Source organism: Bacterioplanes sanyensis, from assembly GCF_002237535.1.
Classification (GTDB): domain Bacteria; phylum Pseudomonadota; class Gammaproteobacteria; order Pseudomonadales; family Oceanobacteraceae; genus Bacterioplanes; species Bacterioplanes sanyensis_A.
Window position 1 is genome coordinate 354,111 of the sequence record NZ_CP022530.1, and the last position, 21,629, is coordinate 375,739.

Here is a 21,629-nt window from a genome sequence, read left to right on the forward strand (position 1 = left end):
AGACCACAGCGCCCAAGGGCGCCGTGGCTAATGGCTAAGCGTGATAAGCCGGGCTCAGCTCAACAATCGCTTCGATAAACACTTTGGCGTGTTCAGGGTCGACAAACTGGTGAATGCCATGGCCTAAGTTAAAGACATGGCCAGAGCCTTGGCCATAACTCTTAAGTATACGGGCCACTTCCGCGCGAATGGCATCTGGCGAGGCGTACAAAACCGACGGGTCCATATTGCCTTGCAGTGCTACCTGATTACCGACACGCTGGCGAGCGCTGCCGATGTCCGTGGTCCAATCCAGGCCCAATGCATCACAGCCGGTTGCCGCCATGCTTTCCAGCCACTGACCGCCACCCTTGGTGAACAAAATCACAGGAATGGTTTGGCCCTCGTGCTCACGCTTAAGGCCGGCCACAATCTGCTGCATGTACTTGAGTGAAAACTCCTGATAACACACATCAGACAGGCTGCCGCCCCAAGTGTCGAATATTTGTACGGCTTGCGCACCGGCTTCAATCTGCGCGTTGAGGTAATCAATCACCGAGCGCGCCAGCTTATCTAACAGCTGATGCATCACTTGCGGTTGGCTGTACATCATCGCCTTAACGTGGCGGAAGTCTTTGGATGAACCGCCTTCCACCATGTAGGTCGCCAGTGTCCAAGGGCTGCCAGAGAAACCGATCAACGGCACACGTCCATTCAACTCCCGGCGAATGGTGCTCACAGCATCGGTGACGTAGCTCAAATCGGCCGCGGTATTAACAACCGGCAAAGCATCGACATCCGCTTCGGTACGCACGATTTTGCGAAAACGCGGCCCCTCGCCGGTTTCAAAATACAGGCCGAGCCCCATGGCATCAGGGATGGTCAGGATATCGGAAAACAGGATCGCAGCATCAAGCGGAAAGCGTTCCAACGGCTGTATGGTGACTTCACAAGCCAGCTCAGGATTCTTACACAGCGACATGAAATCGCCGGCTTGGGCGCGCGTCGCTTTGTATTCAGGAAGGTAACGCCCCGCCTGGCGCATCATCCAAACGGGGGTTCTGTCTACCGGCTGCTTTAACAGCGCACGCAGAAAGCGGTCATTCTTTAGCTCGGCCATGTTGATCCTGCTTGTCGTTCAAAATGGCTGTCACTATAACAAAAGCCCAGTAAAAATCAGGCACAAAAAACCCGACCGAAGCCGGGTTTGTATAGCTATTTAAATGCTATCAACAATCTTACTTCTACGGAACTACACCATCTAAACGTTCTTTTGATGTAAGACCGCCAGAGCCAGAGGTGGCGGTGAACTCAATTTTTCTCTGTCCTTCTGCATCTGGCTCTGGGGAGTATGTAATATAGTATGCAGCACCATATGCTGGGAGGCCTGCAATATCTAAAGTGCCAATACTGTTTGGAACGTCACCCGATGCACCAAAAACATCGTAGCTCTCGCCACTGACAGACAAACTGGTGCCGTTTTCTGGAATGTTACCGTTCCCATCCTGCAAGACAGCGTAAAACTCACCACGACCATTAACTAACTCCGCTTCTAGATCTACAGCGGATGAAGACACCTCAGTCCAGACGCTATTGCGCTGAAAGAAGAACCTAATGTCTATGCTGTCAGCAAGTGATTGGACTATGCGCAAACTATCTCGCACATGCACCAACCCTGGAGGGCAGTGCCCCTGATTACGCGCAGCTTGGGAACACTGAACACCCTGATAAACAGTTGGAGCCTCGTCATAAGTACCCACATTACCAATATCGATAAAATCTTCCACAGGCAGCCCGTTCGTACCTGTATCAATCGCACCATCAAAGTCATCATCGACAAACACCTCGGGCCATGATACGAAAGGCTCATTTAGATCAAATAGGTAGTTGGCATTCTGGTCGGTGAAACCGCTTTCGCCCAGCGTGTATGCAACAATTGTTGTCATGCCGATACGTTCATTCACCGTTTGCAAACCATTAGGGTGGAGTCCCTCAAAAAAGGGTCTAACACCGTTACTGCGCCAGGTAACCGAACATGAACCCGCCCCATTACTGACCGTACAACTACCAGACTTGGAAGCGTCGTCACCAATACGACCATTTTCAGTGGTGAAGTTGAATTGCGTGCCATCGGGAACCGGGTTACCTAAAGCATCGGCTGCCGCAGCAGTAATACCAACAGCAATATTATCTCTATTGTACGAGCCAGGATTAAATACCTCTGCACTGATAGAAAACTTATCTTGACGCGGTAGACCCGTTGTAACAGAAATAGGTGCAGACTCAGTGCTAATTACAGTGCCATCATTCGTAGTGGTGGTTGCTTTTACTGAAGTAATGGCGTGTGAAGTGCCACTGCGCAATATGGTAAAGGCTTCGCCAGCTTCGTTGGTAATGGCACTGTTCAAGGAAAGAGTGATCCCACCAGCTGCATTGGTTAGCTCAAAATCAACCTGCTTACCTGAAATCGGATTAGCATTGTTATCCAGAACGCGGAATGTTATCCGCGAGAGTTTAGGCAATGACGTGTTGGCAATACCCGAGACTGAGATTGAGCTTGGCTCAGCTGTTGCAAACTCGATAGCGCCAGTCTCCGGCGGCTCAACATTCAACACCAGAGTAGCAGTATGAAGCACATCTCCTGTACGACCGCCACCCTCTTCACTGGTTTCATACAAACGGAATGTCACTATGTCTTGATCACGACAACCCCTAGCCTCATAAGTCACAACAACTTCACCGCTAGACGTGGTAGTTTCGTCCTTGCTAAAAACAGCCTGTGCCGGCTCTGCACCGGAGCAGCGAGAACTAAAAACAACCGCATAAGGATTTGAGACAATTTTCCGATTACCGCTATCTGAATCAACGATGTTCGCTTTAATCTGTGTAGTTCCACCAGCACTTAAATTGGTGACAGTAGCTTCTAATGTCCCTTCACTAAAGCTTGAACCTACGCCAGTTCCGAGGCGCGGATTAGCGATTTCCGTGCCAGTTGTTACTTCACCAGTGCCGCCATCGGTCCCGCCGCTGGTCCCATCTCCACCGGTCACCACGGAACCACCATCGCTGCCGCCACAGGCAGTTAAAAAGCCAGCTAATAGCAGTGCCAGCAGAGTCATGGGCTTGTACATGCGCTTACGCTCCATCTTGTCTCGTCCCAACGGGATGTATCGCTTTGCTCGAAAGAATAACACCGGATCAGGGAATCAGCCATAAAACAAAAGCGCGGCCCCGTGCCATCCGGAGTCGCGCTTTGTACCTTCTGTCGGGAAGTTAGCGGTATTTACTGAGAGATTACATTAAATATCCAAGTAATCGAGTATTCCCTCTGCCGCTTGTCGGCCCTCCCAGATAGCGGTCACAACCAAGTCGGACCCACGCACCATATCACCGCCGGCAAACACCTTGGGATTGGTGGTCTGGAATTTGAAAGCCTGCTCTTCCGGCGCTATCACGCCGTCCCAGCTGTTGAGCTCAATGCCAAACTGCTGAAACCAGGGCGCCGGACTGGGGCGGAAACCAAACGCCACCAACACCGCGTCGGCTGGAAGTATTTCTTCCGAGCCTTCTACGATTTGAGGCCGACGGCGACCATTGTCGTCGGGTTCGCCCAACTCTGTCGTGACGACTTTCACACCTTCAACTTTCTCATCACCAATTATCGCCATAGGCTGGCGATTAAATAGAAACTTCACGCCTTCTTCGCGCGCATTCTGCACTTCGCGCTTGGAACCCGGCATGTTTTCTTCATCACGACGATAGGCACAAGTGACGCTGGCCGCCTGTTGGCGAATGGAGGTACGGTTACAATCCATGGCGGTATCACCACCACCCAAGACCACTACTTTCTTACCCTTCATACCAATAAAGTCGGTCGCGCTCTGCTCAAAGCCGAGGTTGCGATTGACGTTGGCGACCAGGAAATCCAGTGCGTCATAAACACCGGGCAGGTCTTCGCCGGGGAACCCGCCTTTCATGTAAGTGTAGGTACCCATGCCGAGGAACACGGCATCAAACTCGTCGATGATCTCTTGAAACTCGACATCTTTGCCCACTTCAGTGGCCAAGCGGAACTCGACGCCCATTTCTTCAAACACTTCGCGACGATTGCTCATCACGCTCTTTTCCAGCTTGAACTCTGGAATACCGAAGGTCAGCAGACCGCCAATTTCTGGGTACTTATCAAACACCACCGGCTTTACACCGTTGCGCACCAGGATATCCGCACAGCCAAGGCCAGCCGGACCAGCACCGATAATGGCCACTTTTTTGTCGGTGGGGACAACGTTGCTCATGTCCGGACGCCAGCCCATGGCAAACGCAGTGTCGGTAATGTATTTCTCAACGTTGCCGATGGTGACAGCGCCAAAGCCGTCATTGAGCGTACATGCCCCTTCACACAAACGATCTTGTGGGCATACCCGGCCGCAGACCTCCGGCAAAGTATTGGTGCGATGACTCAGCTCCACCGCTTCCAAAATATTGCCTTCACTGGCCAGTTTGAGCCAGTTGGGGATGTAGTTGTGTACCGGACATTTCCACTCGCAATAAGGGTTGCCGCAGTCCAGGCAGCGGTGCGATTGCTCAGCCACTTGCTGCGGTTGATACGGCTGATAGATCTCCACGAACTGCTTTTTACGCGTACTAACGGACTTCTTATTCGGATCACGGCGACCGACATCAACAAACTGAAAATGGTTGTTCAATCGTTGGTTGGAACTCTTGTTCATTATCAAATCTCTCTCTCAACCACACTGACCATTACTCGGGACGAGCACGGGTCACGTTCAACAGTTGCTGTAAATCAGCGGCCTTTGGCTTCACCAGCCAGAACTTGCGGATGAAATCATCAAAATCATCCAGCACTTCTTGGCCCCAGGCACTGCCGGTTTGCTGGCAATATTCACGGATAACACTGCGCAAGTGATTTCGATGACCTTCCGTCTCTTCGTTCACGATGCGCGTGATCTCCACCAACTCGTGGTTGTATTTATCCACAAAGCTATTGTCGCGATCGAGCACGTAAGCGAAACCACCGGTCATACCGGCACCGAAGTTGTACCCAGTTTCACCCAGCACACAGATCATGCCGCCAGTCATGTATTCACAGCAGTGATCGCCGGCACCCTCAACCACCGCATGCGCACCTGAGTTGCGCACACCAAAGCGCTCACCAGCACGGCCCGCCGCCAACAATTTGCCACCAGTCGCACCATACAAACAGGTGTTACCAACAATCGCGGCCTGCTCACTGCGGAACTCCGAGCCTTTAGGCGGACGGATCACCAGCTTGCCACCTGTCATGCCTTTGCCGACGTAGTCGTTGGCGTCGCCATCGAGGATCATTTCCAAACCACCGGCGTTCCAAACGCCGAACGATTGTCCCGCCACACCGGTTAAGTGAATGCGAATCGGCTGCTGTGCCATGCCTTGGTTGCCATGACGTTTCGCTATCTCGCCCGATAAGCGCGCACCAATGGAGCGATCGCAATTGGTGATGGTGTAACTGAAGTCACCGCCAGTTTTGTTCTCGATGGCAGCCAGCGCATCTTGCGCCATGCGCTCGGCCAACAGTCCTTCATCATAAGGACGGTTGCGTTCAACCTGCACCGTGTGCGGTTTGTCTGCCGGAATTTGGTCGTTGTGGATGACCGGCGTCAGATCCAAATGACGTTGCTTATCGGTATTGCCTTCCAGCATCTCCAGCAAGTCGGTACGCCCCACCAGTTCTTCCAAAGAGCGCACGCCCAAGCTGGCCATCCAACCACGCACTTCTTCAGCCACAAAGCGGAAATAGTTTTTCACCATATCTGAGGTGCCAATGTAGTGCTTATCACGCAAACCATCGTTTTGCGTGGCAACACCGGTGGCGCAATTATTTAGGTGGCAGATACGCAAGTACTTACAGCCGACGGCCACCATTGGCATAGTGCCAAAGCCAAAGCTTTCGGCGCCCAGAATCGCCGCTTTGATAACGTCCAGACCGGTTTTTAAACCGCCGTCGGTTTGCACACGGACATTGCCACGCAGGTCGTTGGCACGCAGCGCCTGATGTGCTTCGGAAAGCCCCAACTCCCACGGCGAGCCCGCATACTTGATCGAGGTCAGAGGAGATGCAGCGGTGCCGCCGTCATAACCAGAGATAGTAATCAAGTCGGCGTAGGCCTTAGCCACACCGGCAGCGATGGTGCCGACACCTGGCTCAGATACCAGCTTCACCGACACCAGCGCTTGTGGATTGATCTGCTTGAGGTCATAGATCAGCTGCGCCAAATCTTCGATGGAGTAGATGTCGTGATGCGGGGGCGGCGAAATCAGCGTCACACCCGGTACGGAATAACGCAGTGTGGCGATCAAGTCGTTGACTTTGCCGCCTGGCAGCTGCCCGCCTTCGCCCGGTTTCGCACCTTGCGCGACTTTAATCTGCAGCACCTCAGCACTGGATAAATAGTGCGGTGTTACACCAAAACGACCGGAAGCAATCTGCTTGATCTTGGAGTTTTTCACTGTGCCGTAACGGGCAGGGTCTTCTCCACCTTCACCGGAGTTCGAGCGGCCACCCAGCTCATTCATGGCCTCGGCCAGCGCTTCGTGCGCCTCAGGCGACAGTGCGCCCAACGACATAGCCGCGGTGTCAAAACGCGAGAAAATAGATTCAGCCGGCTCAACCTCGTCGAGGGCAATGGCTTCGACATCTTTGCGCAGCAGCAGCATGTCACGCAAAGTCGCCACAGGGCGCTCGTTCACCAGCTGAGCAAAGCGGTCGTACGCTGCTTGGTTGTTGGTTTGCACCGCTTCTTGAATGTTTTTGATCACATCCGGGTTGTAGGCATGATATTCACCGCCATGCACGTATTTCAGCAGACCGCCTTGATCCAGAGGCTTGCGTACTTTCCAGGCATGCTTATGAATCAGTTGCAGATCTTGCTCGAAGTCCTCAAAGCCTGCGCCTTGAATGCGACTGGTGACACCGCGGAAACAGATATCCACAACGTCATCACTCAAGCCAACGGCTTCAAACAATTGCGCACCACGATAAGAGGCGATGGTCGAAATGCCCATTTTCGACATCACCTTCATCAAACCCTTGCGAATCGCTTTGCGGAAGTTCTGGTGCGACTTCAGCGGATCGCCCAACAACTCTCCGTTGCTGTGCAAATCGGTGAGAATGTCGTAAGCCAACCATGGGTATACGGCCGTGGCACCAAAGCCCAATAGCACAGCGAAGTGATGTGGATCGCGCGCCGATCCGGTTTCAATAATCAGGTTGCTGCTGGTGCGCAGACCTTTTTCGGCCAGTCGATGATGCACCGCCCCAGTTGCCATGGCCGCTGGAATAATCAGCTGCTCGGCGGTCACTTCGTAATCGCTGAGAATCAGAATGACATGCCCTTCGCGCACCGCCTGCTCAGCACGATCCGCCAACTCAATGATGGCATCGCGCAGTGGAAGTTCCGGGTTAAAGCCCAACGACAGGGTGATGTTGCGGAAGCCTTCTTTTTCCGCCTCCGCCTTCTTCAATCCTACAAACTTCAGCGGCGATAACACCGGTGATGTCAGAATGATGCGATTGGCGTGTTGCGGCGATTCGTCGAAGACGTTTTTCTCGGCCCCAACACAGGTCTCCAGCGACATCACAATGGATTCACGTAATGGATCAATCGGCGGATTGGTGACCTGAGCGAACTGCTGGCGGAAGTAATCGGCGACATGGCGCACACGCTGAGACAACACTGCCATCGGGGCATCGTCACCCATGGAGCCGGTCGCTTCTTGCGCACTTTCTGCCATCGGGCGCAGCACCTGCACGCGCTCTTCATTGGTCACCAAATGCAGTTTCTGGTGGCTGTTGAGCTCGTCGCCTTCCATGTCCTCAAGGCCAGCGTGGCGCAGGTACAGGCTACTCTCAATGCGCGTGGCATTTTCCTTCATCCATATCTTGTAAGGATGTTCTGATTTGAGTGCATTATCGATGTCTTCGGTATGCAGCAGCTTACCTTCTTGGGTGTCGATCGCCAGGATCTGACCCGGGCCAACACGACCTTTAGCGACAACGTCTTCCGGACGATAGGCGTGCACACCCACCTCCGACGCCACGGTAATAATGTCGTCTTTGGTAATCACCCAGCGTGATGGGCGCAAGCCGTTGCGGTCTAGGCCACAAACGGCGTAGCGACCATCGGTGATCACCAAACCAGCCGGGCCGTCCCATGGCTCCATATGCATGGAGTTGTATTCGTAGAACGCCCGCAGATTGGAGTCCATGGTCTCCACATTTTGCCAAGCCGGCGGAATCATCATGCGAATAGCGCGGAACATGTTCATTCCACCCACAGACAGCACTTCCAGCATGTTATCCATGGAAGAGGAGTCAGAGCCGGTGGTATTTACGATTGGTGCTAAATCTGACAAGTCCGGCAATAATGGGCTCTGGAACTGGCGCGCACGAGCGTTGGCCCAGTTGCGGTTGCCCTGAATGGTATTGATCTCACCATTGTGGGCCAGCATACGGAAAGGCTGCGCCAGCGGCCAGCGTGGCATGGTGTTCGTAGAGAAACGCTGGTGGAACACGCAGATAGCCGTTTCTAGCCGTTCATCGCCCAAGTCCGGATAGAAGTTGGGCAGATCCACCGGCATCATCAGGCCTTTGTAGGACAGCACCGAATCGGAAAGGCTGGCAATGTAAAAGTCGGGGTGGTCAGCCAGCGCTTTTTCAGCGTAGCGTCGGGCGTAAAACAGCTTAACTGCAAACTGTTCGGCCTCCAGTGCTTCAGCGGGTGCAACAAACACTTGCTCAAAGCGTGGCAGGCAGTCGATCGCCATTGGGCCCAGATAATCATTATTGGTGGGCACGCTGCGCCAGCCCAATACGTTTAACTGCTGCCCTTCCAGCGCTTGCTCTACGGCTGCTTTTTGCTGCTGAAACCGATCATCATCGAGATCCATAAACAGCATGCCAACAGCGTACTGAGCAGGCAGCGTAATACCCGCTTCTGCGCTAATGGCGCGTAGAAAAGAGTCCGGTTTCTGAATCAATAGACCACAACCATCACCGGTTTTGCCGTCAGCAGCAATGCCGCCACGGTGGGTCATACAGGTCAGAGACTCAATGGCTGACTTTAATAACGTGTGACTTGGTTGACCTTGCAAGTGCGCCAGTAGTCCAAAGCCACAGTTGTCCTTGAATTCGCCGGGAGTGTACAGACCAGTCCTCATAGAACAGCTCTCATCAGTAAAAACGATTATTTATCAGGGGCTTAAGCAAAACCGCCCTGGTCACTTTTTGAACAATCACAAAACAAAAAGGACGACCATTCTACACAGCACTACTGGCTGCAACAAATAGAATACTTACGAAGATAAGGCAGTAGCCAGCGTTTTTTTGCTATTTCTACTTAATGGAAGGCCGAACCTGGTCCAAATTTCGGACCCAAGGCGAGCCAGATGAGAGGCCTTGAGGGATAGAGCTTGCAGCCGAACGGGCCGACGACTCACTAGTAAAAATACCTACCACCACCACAAACCAAGGGGCATTTTGGTAGGTAGTTTGATACAGATAAAGGCGCTGCGACAGCTTGCCCTGCCACTCGGCGACAAAACGTTCCGCCGCCGCTCGATTCTTCACGCCCAACACCTGGATCACGTAGCCACTCTCGGTCAACAATGGAGAGGCAGGCACCCTAGACAGCTGATTTTTTGCCACTTCAGCTGTTACAGGAGCACTAACTGGTGGTGCCTGCTCGGGTTTTTCAACGTTGGTTTTATCCAGATCAGGCTCCGCAGCAGAGAGAGCTTCTGTTTGATCATCCGCGCCTTCGCCAACTTGGGGCAGCAACGTGGTAGCTGGAACTGAAGGCTCCGACGCCTCGTCGGCGGTTGCAACGTCTTGCTCCTCAACAGCTACGTTAACGTCCTGCGCCACCCCGGTAGGTTTCTTCTCGACTAAGACGTCGCCGTTTTGCTCATAGTTGTAGTCCGCTACTGCCACCGCAGGCTCAGCAGGAGCAACACTATCCAGCACTTGTAAAAATTCTTCCGCCGTTTTTTTTGGTACCTCGACGGGGTCGCCTTGATACAAGAACGCCATGACTGTGACGCAGCCGATCAAGGCGACCGCGACAATGTGCCATAGCGGGAAGCGGCCAGAGGATTTTGCGACTTCTTCAGTAGAGTGACTCTCTGGCGATTGAGGTCTGCTGCCGACATGTTGCAGCAAATCCGCGGGATATGCTGAGGATGCTTGGTAGTTTGAACGCAGCTGCTCGGCCGACAACGATGCATCATACGCCAACATCAGCGCACTGGATTCTTCCTCTGACAAGGGATCGAGCTGAATCACGTGTGTCGGCGCCGAGGTCGGACCACTGCGTAGGTGTTGCTCAAAACCAGTGCGTCCTGACAACACGATGGACAATTGCTGAGGCAGCAGAAGTGCCAGATAACTGATGTCGTTTAGTGCGTCGCTGGCCAAGTTTTCGGCGTCATCAATCACCACAACCAAAGCACCGCCATCGCGGTAACGCTCATGCAACAGGGCGCGCAGTTGATCCAAGGCATCGCTGCGATTGCTCGACAAACCGGTATGGTCGGTAAAGGCTGCTATGCGAGATATCAAACCATCCAGCGCCAGGCCTGGCTCAGCAGTCAGCTGCAAGGTTTCATCCGAGTCTTGTCGCGATTGTGCAAACTGCTGCAATAGTGTCGTTTTACCAGCACCGGCATCACCGACAACCAGCACCAACAACTCACTGTAAGCACACAAGTGCAGCAGCAATTCAAGGTGGCGCTGTTGACTCGCTAACGTGACCCAGCGGGTCGATTGAGGCGAGGGATGTTGCGCTTCAGGCGAGACAGGAAACTCCAGATCTTGCATAGCAACACTCCTCCCAAGAACTAAGCGCGACAGGCGCTCAGTGTACGAATGATTTGCTCGCGCGGTACGTCGCTGGTGACCAGCGCCTTACCAATGGATTGCAACAACACCAAACGAAGCTGCCCATCCAAAACCTTCTTATCCACCTGCATGCGCGACAGGTAATCATCGTCGTCCATGTTCGCAGGCCCCAGCACTGGCAAGCTGGCTTGCTGCAACAGTGAACGCAACGCATCAACATCACTGCTTGCCAGCCACCCCAAACGCTGACTTAAATCTGCAGCCATCAGCATGCCTGCCGCAACGGCTTCACCATGCAGCCATTGACCGTACCCCTGGTGCGCCTCAATGGCATGACCAAAGGTGTGGCCCAGATTCAAAATCGCGCGGATACCGGATTCTTTTTCATCCTCAGCGACTACATCCGCCTTGTTCTGACAGGAGACTTGAATGGCATAGGCCAGCGCATCGGCGTTGCGAGCCAGTAACGACTCCATATTGCCAGCCAGCCACTGGTAAAAAGCTTGATCACAAATCAAACCGTACTTGATGACTTCCGCCAAACCGGCAGATAACTCTCTGTCTGGCAGGGTTTCCAAAGTATCGGTATCGGCAATCACACAACGCGGCTGGTGGAAGGCGCCAATCATGTTTTTACCGAGCGGGTGATTCACTGCGGTTTTACCGCCAACAGACGAGTCCACCTGAGACAACAAGGTGGTCGGCACCTGAATAAAATCCACACCACGCTGATAACATGCCGCAGCAAAGCCCGTCATATCGCCAATCACACCACCGCCTAAAGCCACCAAGGTGGTAGAGCGATTGTGTTGATGACTCAGTAAACCATCAAAAATATGGTTGAGCACATCCATGGTTTTGAACTGCTCACCGTCAGGCAGGATAACTTCGTTGAGTTGGTAGTCAGATAAGGCGTGTCGTACAGCACCAAGATACAGCGGAGCAACGGTTTCATTGCTGATAACCAATACTTGAGAGCCGCGAATATGAGGGGTGTAAAACTGGGAGTCAGAGATCAGCTGACGACCGATGTAAATGGGATAGCTACGCTCTCCCAGCTCTACCTGCAACTTGTTCATACCAATACCTTGAGACGTTTCTTCAGCTCCTGTACCACCCAGCGCGGATTACGCTTGTCCGTCTCGATGATCAGGTCTGCCACCTCTTTATACAGTGGGTCTCGAACAGAAAAAAGATCTTGCAGGATTTGGCCAGGGTTGTCGGCTTGCAGTAGCGGTCTGTTTTTATCTTTGGCTGTGCGCGCCAGCTGCTGTGCTACCGTGGTACGCAAATAAACCACGGTACCACGAGCACTAAGATGGCGGCGATTCTCCTCACGCATAATGACGCCACCGCCGGTAGCCAACACAACACCAGAGCGTTGCGTTAGCTCATCAATGGTCTGCTGCTCACGCTCGCGAAAGCCAGCTTCGCCTTCGACGTCGAATATCCAGGGAATGTTGGCACCACAGCGCTCTTCGATGACTTTATCGGAATCGAAAAACGTGAGCCCCAACTCAGCAGACAGCAAACGGCCAATGGTGCTTTTTCCAGCGCCCATTGGCCCGATTAGGAAGATAGAACGTGACGTCATACTAGCGTGCGTCGAGCGTATCCTTCACGAGTTTTGGGGTGATGAAGACCAGGAGTTCGGTTTTTTTGTCCTCAACTTGTTTGTAACGGAAGAGGGCGCCGATCAGAGGTAAATCTCCGAAAAATGGAGTTTTATTAATCGTCGTTCTCTCTTCTGACTCAAAAATTCCACCCAAAACAATAGTTTCGCCGTTATCCACTAAAACTTGGGTTTCAACCGCATTAGTATCAATCGCGGGCCCCGCAACAGTGTTTTCCCCCACAGAGTCTTTAGTAACAACCAAATCCATAATAATTCTGTCATCTGGAGTAATCTGAGGGGTCACCTCAAGTTTCAAAACAGCTGACTTAAATGCAACGCTAGTTGCGCCACTTGAGGCCGCCTCTTGGTAAGGGATTTCAGTTCCCGACTCTATCATAGCTGTCTTACCATCAGCAGTCATGACTCTGGGCTGCGACACCACTTCACCGCGACCATCCGTTTCAATTGCAGCAAGTTCCAAGTCGAGCAAATAGTCAGCAGTTTGATAGCCCAAAGCTAAACTGGAAGCAGCCGTATTGGTGACGCCAAAGTTAACGACGTCAGCAGCATTCAAGTCAATTGTTGAACTGCCTGCAGTCGCTTGTGTGGCACGATCAAACAAAATTTGGTTACTCTCGGTAAGGGTTTGCCGACTTCCGCCAATGGTCGTCCAGTTGCTGCCATTGTCTTTAAAGCCAGCACCACCCCACTTAACGCCCATTTCCTCACCAACATCAGTGTTAGCCACAACAATTCTGGCTTCAATTAACACCTGACGAACTGGAACATCTAACAGGGAAAAAGCCTCTCGAATTTTTGCGAGGTTCGATGGAGTATCTTTCATCAACAAGGTATTAGTGCGCTCATCTACGACGGCTGTTCCTCTATCCGACAACAATCCGCTTTCAGATGTAAGCAGCTCAGCTAGGTCTTTGGCCTTAGCATAGTTCAGTTGCATGTACTCTGTTACCAGTGGAGCAAGCTCTTCGACTTGACGCACTGCTTCAAGCTCAACCTTCTCACGAGCAGCTATCTCCTCTGCCGGGGCAATTAAAAGCACAGATCCCATTTGACGTTTACCAAGCCCTTTCGTTTTCAGTACTAGGTCAAGCGCTTGATCCCATGGAACGTCCTGTAGCCTTAAGGTGATACTGCCTTGCACCGTATCAGAGGCGACCAAATTCAACCCTGTAAAGTCAGCGATCAGCTGAAGTACTGCACGAACTTCGATGTTTTGGAAATTCAAAGAGAGCTTTTCACCAGTAAAAGGGAAAGTTTTTTTCCGCTCTTCAGCTACCTCTTCTGGCAAATCAGAAATATTTATCGATAACAATCGGTCTGTTTGATAAGCCAAGAAGTCGAAGTCGTCCGATTTAGGTTCAATAACGACCCTCGAACCACCATCAACAGCTCGAACATCTACGTATTTAACTGGCGTTGCAAAATCCAATACATCTAAGCGGCGACTGAGCTCTCGAGGAAGGCGCACACCCTCAAGATCGGCGATTATTTTAGAGCCTTCTCTGCGAATGTCAGCAGACGCGCGATCATCACTAAGCTTGATCTGCACTTGACCATCTCCCAGTTCACCTCTGCGAAAGTCAACTCCGACAACTTTCAACTCAGAGACAGATAATTGAGAGGCGACAGTTGTAGGTGTAGATTTATTTCTAAACACAGTCTGCTGAGCCGTTTTACCTACTCGCACAAACAAGCTATTGCCCTCTACGGACGTTTTGTAGTCCACCAGACGTGTCAGATTAATGACCATTCTCACTCGATTCTTATCACCAAGAACAATAGCAGAACGTGCATTGCCAGATCCGATATCAAACTTTTTAGAGTCAAGCCCGCTACTAGCTCCAGCCATATCAATAGAAATCCTCGCAGGCTTTTCTATTGAATACCCTTTAATCTCGGGAGGCGTGCCATCAAACGTCAGCTCAATTTCAGTAACATCTCCAGGGAGAGAAGTAAACTTCAGTTCCTCCAGCTCAACAGAAAGGGCTAGCGAACTAAACAAAACCCCTATTAGCGTAAGCGCCCATTTATTCGAAAATTTTGCCAGCATGTGAGTCTTCATTTTATTCTCCCGACAAGCCCTCAAGAACCATTGTTCTTGGACGCTCAATCCAGCCCCCCATACCGTTGGGCACTATTTCTACTAAGCTAATGCGATAATCTGATACCGAAACCACTCTTCCATGGTTTTGTCCCAAATAATTGCCTTCTTTGATTCGCACAACACCACCATCCCCATCGCGGACAAGAACCCAAAGCGCACCGGTCCCCCCCTTTAAAGTTCCAACCATAACAAGTTCATTGAAATCAAACTGCTCAAGATGCTCTTTAGGGCGGTTATCATCAGGGCGTATATTTGAAGCATCTTTCTCGATTTGTACTGTTTCATCAACAATCACAGGAAGCTCAAATGGAGAGCGAACACCAGCTGAGCTGTAATTGAATGACTCATACGGTTTAAATACAGGTATTGGTTCGATACGCCCGCGAGGTTTTGCAAGAGTATCATCCACAAACTGTTGCAAATCACTGACATCTGCTGAAGAAGAGCAGCCTGACAACACAAAGAACCAGCAAAGCACTATGAACTTTTTCATGCTCACCCTTCCTCTGGATTGTACTGATAAGTTTTAGCCTTAATGTTCATAACCAATTCTGCACCATCTCCTTTATCGATTGAGAAATCATGCAGAGTTACAATCCTAGGCAATGACGCAACAGTAGAGACAAAAGATCCCATCTCGTGGAACCCTCCTACCACAGCTATATCGATCGGAAGCTCATTGTAGAATTCTGCCTTTGTCATATCACTGGGGTCTATAGCATCCAATTTCAGTCCCGCTCCTAGTGCAGAGCCACTAATATCGTCAATTAAACCGGGGACCTCAGTGTCACGAGGCAGTTGTTTCAGCAAAGATCCAAAACTATCTTCCATCTCTTCAAGCTGAGCCTTGTATTGGTCCAGATTAGCAACACGAAATGCCTTCAGCTCAAAGTCTTTCTTAAGCTGGATCTCTTCAGACTCAACACGCCCAAGAGTATCCATCTTATCGCTGATCAAGAAAAAGTAGCCGGAAAACAACAGCCCAACACATATCAAAGCAGCTAAAAAGATCCTACCCAACAACGGCCAGGATCCCATATTTTCCCAATCAGCATTATTGATGTCATCAACATCAATAGACTGCAGTTTTTCAATCCAAGCATTAAGGTCGAAAGAATTTTCTCGAGCCACTACACTTCCTCCTCATCACTTGGATCAAAGCGCTGCATTTTGACCTCAAATTCATTAACACCCTCAGACACTGAACGAACGCTAATCAACTCTGGATCAACAAACCACTTTGAACTATCAAAATTCCTCATTAACGCTGCGACTCGGTTATTTGACTGAGCCATTCCTTTTACGACAACAGTGCGCCCTTTAACTGAAATCGAAGTGAAATATAAATCATCGGGAACGGATTTTGCGATTTCATCAAACATTCGGACGATAACCGGGCGATTACCCTGTAGCGCCTGTATTAGCTCCATACGCTCGATTAACTGCTCGCGCGTTTCTCTCAATTTACTAATTTCTTCAATTTTGGCATCAATGACTCTCATCTCGCTACGGACAAAGTCATTGCGCTGCTGTTGAGCTGCAATACTGCTGCTAAAAAAATCATCAACAAAATAAACCAACGCTCCAGCAAACAAGGCCACAAGAAACAGAGCCTTGTAGTACTCCTGATTTCTCTGCTGCCGTCGCTCTTCACGCCAAGGCAATAAGTTAATGTTGGCCATCAGTCGAAACTCCTCATCGCCAGCCCACATGCGATCATCAATGCTGGCGCGTCATTATTAAGCAAATTGGCGCTTACTTTCTGTGACAGAGTCATGTTTACGAAAGGATTGGCGACAACGGTGGCAACTCCCAGCTCGTCCTGCACCAATTCAGCCATGTCCGGCAACGATGACGTACCGCCAGCTAACACAATATAGTCGACATCATTAAACTGGCTGGAGGAGTAGAAAAACTGCAGTGAACGGCTCACTTGCTGTACCACGGCATTGCGAAATGGCTGCAGCACTTCCGATTCATAATCGTCGGGCAGGCCACCCTCGAGCTTCGCGCGCTGCGCTTCTTCTTCACTCAGGCCGTAACGACGCATGATGTCTTCGGTGAGTTGCTTACCGCCAAACAGCTGTTCACGCGTGTAAATCGATTTACCTTGATGCAATACGTTGAGAGTTGACATGGTGGCACCGATGTCGATCACAGCCACCGTTTCAATTTCGCTGCCATCCAACTGACCTTCGATGAGGCGGAATGCACGCTCGGTGCAGAACGCTTCGATATCCACCACTTTGGCTTCAATGTTGGCGTATTCGATGGCATCTTTACGACGCTCTACGGTTTCAGAGCGACAAGCTGCCAACAGCACATCAACCATGTTGTCAGGCGTGCCTTCAGTCTCCCCCTGGATCTCCCAGTCGAGTGCAACTTCCTCTAACGGGTAAGGAATGTACTGGTCAGCTTCGGCACGGACTTGAAAGTCCATTTCGTCATCAGATAGGTCACCGGGCATCTGCACGGTTTTGGTAATCACAGCGGAACCAGCAACAGCAATGGCACCTTGCTTGGCAGAACTGCGTGAGCGTCCGAGCGCTCGACGAATGGCTTCACCGACGGCTTCGTCGTTGTTAATCGCTTGTTCGACGACAGCGTTCTGAGGCAGTGGTTCACTAGCATAGGCCTCGACCTGGTAGCGCCCATTGTTATGACTCAGCTCCAACACCTTCACCGAGGTTGAGCTGATGTCGACACCCAGGACCGCTTTGCCTTTTTTACTAAATAAGCTGGCCAGCACGGCAAAATCCCCATCAAATCGCGAACTTGCAGCGACAAGCTCACTCTAATCCTATCTGTCAAAATCATTATAAGCACATTCCTATTAAAAGAACAAAAAACCCTTATAATGCTCCAGCCCGCATAAACACTGGCTTCCTGAGGCAAGAGACGTTCTTTCAATATGGCTTCCACACACTTCGCCGCGCGGTTAATTCTTTGGCTTACAATGTCCACCATAGCAGGCGCCGGCCTGGTGATGATGGCAATTTATATCTATTTTGCCCCCACCTTGCCCGATACACAGGATCTGTTAGACACAGAACTGCAAACGCCGCTGCGAGTGTATACCCGAGACGGACGTCTAATCAGTGAATTCGGTACCAAAAGACGCAATCCAATTCGCTATGAAGACACACCTCAGCAATTTATCGACGCGCTGCTGGCCTCCGAAGACGATGCCTACTTTGAACATTTTGGTATCGACATCAAGGGCTTAGCCCGCGCCGCCTTTGAGCTGCTGAGCACTGGCCGCAAGCGTTCTGGCGGCAGTACCATCACCATGCAAGTCGCCAAGAACTACTATCTTAGCAGCGAGAAAACCTTCTCACGGAAGTTCACCGAAATCCTGCTGGCGTTAAAAATTGAGAGAGCGCTCACAAAACAGCAGATTCTCGAGCTCTATCTCAACAAAATTTACCTCGGCAAGCGCGCATACGGCATTGAAGCCGCGGCACAGGTCTACTACGGCAAGTCGATTCAAGAACTTAACTTGGCGCAAAAAGCCATGATTGCCGGTCTGCCACAAGCGCCTTCAGCGGCCAACCCCATCAACAACCCAGAGCGTGCCGTTAAACGCAGAAACTATGTATTGGCTCGTATGCGTGCTTTGAACCTGATCGAGCAAGAGGAATTTGAACAAGCGGCACGCGCGCCCGTCACGGCACGCTACCACGGTGCAGAGTCCGAAATCACCGCGCCCTACGTAGCGGAAATGGCACGCCAGTTCGCGGTTCAACAATACGGTGCCGATGCCTATACCGCTGGTTACCACATCTATACCAGCATCGATAGCGAGCGCCAGCTAGCCGCCAACCAAGCACTGCAACGTGGCTTACTGAAGTACGACCGTGACCACGGTTGGCGCGCAACCGGCACCACACTGCCGGTACAGCAGTATTCTGTGCCCGAGCAACCGGCACTTGAGCCATGGCTGAGTCAGGCCTCCAGCTCCTTCGATATCGACTGGCCTGCTACCTTACCTGCCTGGCAGGAGTACTTTCGTGAAACGCCAGACAGCGGCATTCTGCAAGCCGCCGTCGTCAGCCGTGTGTTAGAAAAGGGGGCGTGGATCTACACCCGCCAAGGTGAACGCTACGTCAGTTGGAATGGGCTGAAGTGGGCAAGACGCAAAGTCAACGTGGATGTGATCGGCAATCCATTGAAGACCGCCAATGAAGTACTCACAGCCGGCATGACGGTCTGGTTTGAAGAAAAAGAAGACGGTATTCACCTAGCACAACAGCCCGAAGTGGAAGGCGCACTGGTGTCTCTCGATCCACAAGACGGCGGTATTCAAGCGCTAGTCGGCGGCTTCGCTCCGGCCAGCAACAGCTTTAACCGTGCCATCCAGTCTGACCGCCAGCCTGGCTCTGCCTTCAAACCGTTTGTCTACAGCGCCGCGCTGGCCAATGGCCTTACCGCTGCCACCATTATTAATGACGCTCCCGTTGTATTTAACGACGCCGGGCTGGAGAACACTTGGCGACCACAAAATGTCAGCGGCAAGTTCTACGGTCCCACGCGCCTGCGGCAAGCCTTGTATAAATCGCAGAACCTAGTGTCCATTCGCATCCTAAAACGCCTTGGCCCACAAACCGCCATCGATTTTATCAGCCCGTTTGGCATTCCAGCGAACAAGCTGAACCGTGATCTGTCTCTGTCTTTGGGCGCTTCTGCTGTATCGCCGATGGAGCTGGCCACCGGCTATGCCGTGTTCGCCAATGGTGGTTACGCGATCACGCCGTATGTGATCGATCGTTTAAAAGACGACGACGGCAATGTGCTGTTTCAGCACGTTGCTGAAAAAGCCTGTGATGGCGCGACGTCAGAAATGCGGCAACTGGAGCTGGACATGCAAGCTTCATTGGGCATCAGCACTGAGCCATCGACCTGTGCTGCTCGTGTCATTGATGAGCGCACCCACTTCCTGATTATGACCATGATGCAAGATGTGATTCGCCGCGGCACCGGCAAGCGCGCATTGGCTTTGGGCCGCAACGACCTGGCCGGCAAAACCGGCACCACCAACGATCAAAAAGACGCCTGGTTTGCCGGTTTCAATCCCAAACTGGCCACCACGGTTTGGGTGGGCTTCGACCAACCACAAACCTTGGGGCGCTGGGCATATGGCAGCAACACTGCGCTACCGATCTGGGTCGACTATATGCAAAGCGCTTTGCAGGGTGTGGAAGAAGTTCCGTACCGCCAACCAGAAGGCATTGTGAGCGTGCGCATCGACCCTGAGACAGGCCTGTTGGCGCCGGCCGGGCAGAGCAATGCCATCTTCGAATACTTCCGCGCCGAAAATGTGCCGACGGAGTTTGCCAAGCCCGCGGCGACGGTTGAGCAACAGCAAGAAAAAGGCGGTGTAGTACCAGAACAGTTGTTCTAGCCGTCAACGAGCAGCATTAAAATCAAGGACACAAAAAAGCAGCCCCTTGGCTGCTTTTTTGTGTTGTGTATTACAGGTCAATCAACTTGCCCGGGTTCATCACATTGTTGGGATCGAACACCGCCTTGACGGCTTTCATATACGCCAACTCTGCCGCTGAGCGACTGTACTGCAGGTACGGCTTTTTAGTCATGCCCACGCCGTGCTCAGCAGAAACAGAGCCCTGATACTTTTCAACCGTCTCAAATACCCACTGCGACACTTTATTGCAACGTTGGAAGAACTCTTCCTTGGCCAACTCATCTGGCTTCAGAATGTTCAAATGCAGGTTGCCATCGCCGATGTGTCCAAACCAGATGATTTCAAAGTCCGGGTATTCGCGTGTCACGATGTCATCAATGTCGCGCAAGAACGGCGGCACTTTCGACACCACCACAGAGATATCGTTTTTATACGGCGTCCACTCGGAAATGGTCTCAGAAATGTCCTCACGCAAACGCCACAGGTTCGCTGCCTGAGTTTCACTTTGACTGATGACACCGTCGGCCACCCAGCCATTTTCCAGACACTGCTCAAACAGCGTCATGGCGGTATCCAGTTCCGTTTCCGTCAGTGCTTCGAATTCAATCAGCGCATAATAATCTGTGCTCGACTCAAACGGCGCAGGCACATCGCCGCGCGCTAACACTTTCTGCAGTGCCTTGTCGGAGAAGAACTCAAACGCCGTTAAGTCCATGGCCGCTTGGAACTGGTGCAACACCTTCATGATGTCGTCCAGCTCAGGCACGCCCAGCACCAACACATTGAGGTTTTTAGGCGCACGCGTCAGGCGCATGGTGGCCTCTGTGATGAAGCCTAATGTCCCTTCACCGCCAATAAACAACTGGCGCAGGTCGTAGCCGGTGTTGTTCTTCAGCAAGTCTTTGTTGAGGTTCAGCACCTCACCCGTACCGGTGACCACCGTCAGACCGGCGACCCAATCACGTGTCATACCCCAACGAATCACCTTAATGCCACCAGCATTGGTGCTGATGTTGCCACCCAACTGGCTCGAGCCAGACGAGGCAAAGTCGACCGGATAAAACAGCTCTTGCTCTTCGGCAAACGTTTGCAACTGCTCGGTAATCACCCCAGCACCACACTTCACTGTGCGATCGACGGCGTTGAAATCCGAAATCTGATTCATGTAGTCAAACGCCACCACGATCTCACCGTTGGCGGCCACCGCTCCTGCACTCAAGCCCGTGCGCCCACCAGAAGGGACGAGTGCCAACGCATGCTTATTCGCCAGCAGTACAATGTCTCGCACCTGTTCGGTGGTTTTAGGGAACACAATGGCACTGGGTTTAGGGTCGTAGATTTTGGTCCAGTCGGTACCAAAGGTTTGCAGCGAATCGTCGTCTGTACGTACTTTATCCGCACCAACAATAGCCGCTAACTGCTCGATCAGGGCTTCTTGAGTCAGGGAGGTCATGATGATTCCGCGTATGAAGAGAATTCAAGCCAACGTGAAGAATCGTACCGACTGAATAATCCCTCAGTACTCACGTTGATATACGCAGTTATGCTAGCATACGTGCCTCTTTTTTCGGAGTGGTTTTCACTCCCGGCGCCA

At 51.8% G+C, this 21,629-nt stretch carries 14 protein-coding genes; 1 reads left to right on the forward strand and 13 read right to left on the reverse strand.

Annotated elements, in window-relative coordinates; translation table 11 throughout:
* Positions 1-34: 34 nt before the first annotated feature.
* The 12 genes from hemE to CHH28_RS01695 all read right to left on the reverse strand — a co-directional run bounded on the left by hemE (position 35) and on the right by CHH28_RS01695 (position 17,359).
* Complete coding sequence (gene hemE, locus CHH28_RS01640; RefSeq protein WP_094058678.1) at positions 35-1,099, reverse strand: uroporphyrinogen decarboxylase; 1,065 nt, start codon at positions 1,097-1,099, stop codon at positions 35-37.
* A gap of 124 nt (positions 1,100-1,223) precedes the next feature.
* Positions 1,224-3,110: an Ig-like domain-containing protein gene (locus CHH28_RS01645; RefSeq protein WP_094058679.1), complete on the reverse strand. Its 1,887-nt coding sequence runs from the start codon at positions 3,108-3,110 to the stop codon at positions 1,224-1,226.
* Between the two features lie 168 nt (positions 3,111-3,278).
* Positions 3,279-4,709 (reverse strand): FAD-dependent oxidoreductase, encoded by a 1,431-nt coding sequence (locus tag CHH28_RS01650; RefSeq protein ID WP_094058680.1) that lies wholly within the window; start codon positions 4,707-4,709, stop codon positions 3,279-3,281.
* A 31-nt stretch (positions 4,710-4,740) separates the two neighbouring features.
* Positions 4,741-9,195 (reverse strand): glutamate synthase large subunit, encoded by a 4,455-nt coding sequence (gene gltB / locus CHH28_RS01655; protein WP_094058681.1) that lies wholly within the window; start codon positions 9,193-9,195, stop codon positions 4,741-4,743.
* A 175-nt stretch (positions 9,196-9,370) separates the two neighbouring features.
* The gene (locus CHH28_RS01660; RefSeq protein ID WP_094058682.1) at positions 9,371-10,852 is read right to left on the reverse strand and encodes an AAA family ATPase; all 1,482 of its coding nucleotides are present in this window, start codon (positions 10,850-10,852) and stop codon (positions 9,371-9,373) included.
* 20 nt (positions 10,853-10,872) lie between these two features.
* On the reverse strand, positions 10,873-11,952 hold the full coding sequence (gene aroB, locus CHH28_RS01665) for a 3-dehydroquinate synthase (protein WP_094058683.1): 1,080 nt from the start codon (positions 11,950-11,952) through the stop codon (positions 10,873-10,875).
* Positions 11,949-12,467: a shikimate kinase AroK gene (gene aroK / locus CHH28_RS01670; RefSeq protein ID WP_094058684.1), complete on the reverse strand. Its 519-nt coding sequence runs from the start codon at positions 12,465-12,467 to the stop codon at positions 11,949-11,951. Before aroK ends, aroB begins: the two co-directional genes overlap by 4 nt.
* Position 12,468: 1 nt before the next feature.
* Positions 12,469-14,571: a type IV pilus secretin PilQ gene (gene pilQ / locus CHH28_RS01675; protein ID WP_233243705.1), complete on the reverse strand. Its 2,103-nt coding sequence runs from the start codon at positions 14,569-14,571 to the stop codon at positions 12,469-12,471.
* Position 14,572: 1 nt separating this feature from the next.
* Entirely contained in the window at positions 14,573-15,106 is a 534-nt protein-coding gene (locus CHH28_RS01680; protein ID WP_094058685.1) for a pilus assembly protein PilP, read from the reverse strand.
* A 2-nt stretch (positions 15,107-15,108) separates the two neighbouring features.
* Positions 15,109-15,744 carry a type 4a pilus biogenesis protein PilO gene (locus tag CHH28_RS01685; RefSeq protein WP_233243706.1) on the reverse strand — a complete coding sequence of 212 codons (636 nt, stop codon included), beginning with the start codon at positions 15,742-15,744 and terminating at the stop codon, positions 15,109-15,111.
* Positions 15,744-16,295: a PilN domain-containing protein gene (locus CHH28_RS01690; RefSeq protein WP_094058686.1), complete on the reverse strand. Its 552-nt coding sequence runs from the start codon at positions 16,293-16,295 to the stop codon at positions 15,744-15,746. The genes CHH28_RS01685 and CHH28_RS01690 overlap by 1 nt, the downstream gene beginning before the upstream one ends.
* The gene (locus CHH28_RS01695) at positions 16,295-17,359 is read right to left on the reverse strand and encodes a pilus assembly protein PilM (RefSeq protein WP_094061945.1); all 1,065 of its coding nucleotides are present in this window, start codon (positions 17,357-17,359) and stop codon (positions 16,295-16,297) included. Before CHH28_RS01695 ends, CHH28_RS01690 begins: the two co-directional genes overlap by 1 nt.
* A 210-nt stretch (positions 17,360-17,569) precedes the next feature.
* Here CHH28_RS01695 and CHH28_RS01700 point away from each other — a divergent pair, with 210 nt between their 5' ends.
* Positions 17,570-20,014, forward strand: a complete 2,445-nt coding sequence (locus CHH28_RS01700; protein WP_199243973.1) for a penicillin-binding protein 1A — start codon at positions 17,570-17,572, stop codon at positions 20,012-20,014.
* A 70-nt stretch (positions 20,015-20,084) separates the two neighbouring features.
* Here CHH28_RS01700 and CHH28_RS01705 read toward each other — a convergent pair whose 3' ends face one another.
* On the reverse strand, positions 20,085-21,488 hold the full coding sequence (locus CHH28_RS01705; protein ID WP_199243974.1) for an FAD-binding oxidoreductase: 1,404 nt from the start codon (positions 21,486-21,488) through the stop codon (positions 20,085-20,087).
* Positions 21,489-21,629: the final 141 nt, after the last annotated feature.

Coding starts and splice junctions, on each gene's coding strand:
- CHH28_RS01705 (WP_199243974.1), bottom strand. CDS start 21,488: ATGACCTCCCTGACTCAAGAAGCCCTGATCGAGCAGTTAGCGGCTATT.
- CHH28_RS01700 (WP_199243973.1), top strand. CDS start 17,570: ATGTCCACCATAGCAGGCGCCGGCCTGGTGATGATGGCAATTTATATC.
- aroB (WP_094058683.1), bottom strand. CDS start 11,952: ATGAACAAGTTGCAGGTAGAGCTGGGAGAGCGTAGCTATCCCATTTAC.
- CHH28_RS01645 (WP_094058679.1), bottom strand. CDS start 3,110: ATGTACAAGCCCATGACTCTGCTGGCACTGCTATTAGCTGGCTTTTTA.
- hemE (WP_094058678.1), bottom strand. CDS start 1,099: ATGGCCGAGCTAAAGAATGACCGCTTTCTGCGTGCGCTGTTAAAGCAG.
- CHH28_RS01690 (WP_094058686.1), bottom strand. CDS start 16,295: ATGGCCAACATTAACTTATTGCCTTGGCGTGAAGAGCGACGGCAGCAG.
- aroK (WP_094058684.1), bottom strand. CDS start 12,467: ATGACGTCACGTTCTATCTTCCTAATCGGGCCAATGGGCGCTGGAAAA.
- CHH28_RS01660 (WP_094058682.1), bottom strand. CDS start 10,852: ATGCAAGATCTGGAGTTTCCTGTCTCGCCTGAAGCGCAACATCCCTCG.
- CHH28_RS01680 (WP_094058685.1), bottom strand. CDS start 15,106: ATGAAAAAGTTCATAGTGCTTTGCTGGTTCTTTGTGTTGTCAGGCTGC.
- CHH28_RS01650 (WP_094058680.1), bottom strand. CDS start 4,709: ATGAACAAGAGTTCCAACCAACGATTGAACAACCATTTTCAGTTTGTT.
- pilQ (WP_233243705.1), bottom strand. CDS start 14,571: ATGAAGACTCACATGCTGGCAAAATTTTCGAATAAATGGGCGCTTACG.
- gltB (WP_094058681.1), bottom strand. CDS start 9,195: ATGAGGACTGGTCTGTACACTCCCGGCGAATTCAAGGACAACTGTGGC.